This is a genomic window from Acidovorax sp. KNOB132, assembly GCF_057541515.1.
The window spans coordinates 1-1582 of record NZ_BAAJYT010000490.1 but is presented as its reverse complement, the minus strand read 5'-3'; the positions used below and the strand labels follow the sequence as shown (position 1 = coordinate 1582).

Annotated in this window: 1 protein-coding gene and 1 pseudogene; both read left to right on the top strand. The window is 72.1% G+C overall.

Annotated elements, in window-relative coordinates; all coding sequences use genetic code 11:
• Window positions 1-87: 87 nt before the first annotated feature.
• A pseudogene (locus tag AC27IO_RS24010) lies at window positions 88-468 on the top strand (shikimate dehydrogenase family protein); the annotation flags it as partial.
• A gap of 61 nt (window positions 469-529) precedes the next feature.
• Window positions 530-1540, top strand: a complete 1011-nt coding sequence (locus AC27IO_RS24005) for an aldo/keto reductase (RefSeq protein WP_284397135.1) — start codon at window positions 530-532, stop codon at window positions 1538-1540.
• The last annotated feature ends 42 nt before the right edge of the window (window positions 1541-1582 follow it).

Sequence of the window (1582 nt, the reverse complement as noted above, 5' to 3'; positions counted from 1 at the left end):
CCGAGCATGTGCGCGCCCTGCTGCAGGCACGCGGCCACACCGTGACGCTGCTCGGCATGACCACCAAGGGCGACCAGATCCTGGACCCTGGCCCTGTTCGACGTGGACGGCCACCGCGCGCAGGCGCTGGCCGACCGGCTGCGGCAGCACTACCCCGCCCTGCGCACGGCGGTGGGCCGCAACGACCCCGCCGGCTTCGACCTGGTCGTGAACGCCACGCCCCTGGGCATGCGCGAGGACGACCCCCTGCCCTTCGACGTGGACCGCATCGCCCCCGGCACCTTCGTGGGCGAGGTGGTCATGGCGCAGGCCCACACCCCGCTGCTGCAGGCCGCGATGGCCCGGGGCTGCCCGGTGCAGCAGGGCACCGACATGCTGTTCGAGATGATTCCCGCGTACCTGGAGTTCTTCGGCTGGGGCGGCGCCACGCCCGAGGCGCTGCGTGCGGTGGCGCGCATCGTGTATTGACTGGTGCCTGCCCGGCCGCTACCGTCACGCCACCTTCCGCTTCGCACACCAGCGCCATTCGATGCCCACCACCCCCCGCTCCCTCGGCCCCTTCCAGGTCCACCCCATCGGCCTGGGCTGCATGAACCTCAGCCATGCCTACGGCGTACCGGCCTCGCGCGAGCAGGCCGAGCGGGTGCTGCTCACCGCGCTCGACGAGGGCGTGACGCTGTTCGACACCGCGGCGCTCTACGGCTTCGGGGCCAACGAGACGCTGGTGGGCGAGATCCTCGCGCCGCACCGCCAGCGCATCACGCTGGCGAGCAAGTGCGGCATGCAGGGCGTGGACGCGAACGGCGATGGCAAGCTGGTGCGCGTGATCGATGGCCGCCCCGCCACCTTGCGCGCGACCTGCGAGGCCAGCCTGCGCCGGCTGCGCACGGACGTGATCGACCTGTACTACCTGCACCGCTGGGACCGGCGCGTGCCCATCGAAGACAGCGTGGGCACGCTGGGCGATCTGGTGCGCGAGGGCAAGATCCGCGGCGTGGGCCTGTCGGAGGTGTCGGCCGCCACGCTGCGCCGCGCGCATGCCGAGTACCCCATCACCGCGCTGCAGACCGAATATTCGCTGTGCACGCGCAACCCCGAGATCGCCGTGCTGCAGGCCTGCCGCGAGCTGGGCACGGCGTTCGTGGCGTTCAGCCCGCTGGCGCGGGGCTTCCTGGGCGGCGCACTGCGCGATGTGTCCACGCTGGCGCCGGGCGACATCCGCCGCACGATGCCCCGCTTCGCGCCCGAGGCCTACGCGGCCAACCTGCGGCTGCTGGGCGCCTACGAGGCCCTCGCCCGCGAGGCCGGCTGCACGCCCGCGCAGCTGGCCCTGGCCTGGCTGCTGGCGCAGGGGCCGGAGATCATCCCGATTCCGGGCACCACGAGCGTGGCGCACCTGCGCGACGACCTGGGCGCGGCGGATGTGCGACTGCCGCCCGAGCTGCTGGCGCGGCTCGATGCGCTCGTGCATGACCGCGCCATGGCGGGCGACCGCTATCCGCCCCAGGCACAGGCCGAGGTGGATACCGAAGCGTTCTGAGCCCCAAAGCACATTGCTACATTTTTAATAGCAATATGCCCT

Excerpts from the sequence above, each read along its gene's own strand:
- AC27IO_RS24005 (WP_284397135.1), top strand. The coding sequence starts at position 530 with ATGCCCACCACCCCCCGCTCCCTCGGCCCCTTCCAGGTCCACCCCATC.